This is a genomic window from Pseudarthrobacter sulfonivorans, assembly GCF_014712225.1.
Taxonomy (GTDB): domain Bacteria; phylum Actinomycetota; class Actinomycetes; order Actinomycetales; family Micrococcaceae; genus Arthrobacter; species Arthrobacter sulfonivorans.
The window spans coordinates 1-737 of the sequence record NZ_JACXBW010000051.1; the positions used below are offsets into that span (position 1 = coordinate 1).

Consider the following 737-nt stretch of genomic DNA (forward strand, 5'->3'; position numbering starts at 1 on the left):
CCTGGCGCTGGTGGTGTCCTTGGCCATCGGCTTCATCAACGGTTGGATCCTGATGAAGACCAAGCTCCCCAGCTTCATCGTCACCCTGGCCACGTTCCTGATGCTGACCGGCCTGAACCTGGGCCTGACCCGCCTGATCGGCGGATCGGTGTCTTCACCCTCGATCTCCACCATGGACGGCTTCGCGTCCGCCCGCGCCGTGTTCGCGTCCTCCGTCACGATCGCCGGGGTCGACGTCAAGATCACTGTGTTCATTTGGATCGCACTCGTCGCAGTCGCGACCTGGGTGCTCATGCGGACCCGGGTGGGGAACTGGATCTTCGCCGTCGGCGGGGACGAGCACGCCGCCCGCGCCGTGGGTGTCCCGGTCAAGGCCACCAAGATCGGCCTGTTCATGGCGGTTGGTTTCTGCGGCTGGGTCCTGGGCATGCACAACCTCTTCGCCTTCGACACCGTGCAGTCCGGTGAGGGCGTGGGCAACGAGTTCCTCTACATCATCGCCGCAGTGATCGGCGGCTGCCTCCTGACCGGCGGCTACGGCTCCGCCGTGGGCGGCGCGATCGGTGCGTTCATCTTCGGCATGGCCAACAAGGGAATCGTCTACGCGCAGTGGAACCCGGACTGGTTCAAGTTCTTCCTCGGCCTGATGCTGCTGCTGGCCACCATCGTGAACCTCATCGTCAAACGCCGCGCGGAACTCAAGTAAAGGGGCCGGAGAACATGAACGCCAACAACAT

The 737-nt window shown here is 63.9% G+C and carries 1 protein-coding gene; it reads left to right on the top strand.

Annotated elements, in window-relative coordinates:
* Positions 1–706: ABC transporter permease (locus IAQ70_RS22510; protein WP_190992174.1), on the top strand; the 706-nt coding region annotated here is incomplete at its 5' end.
* Positions 707–737: the final 31 nt, after the last annotated feature.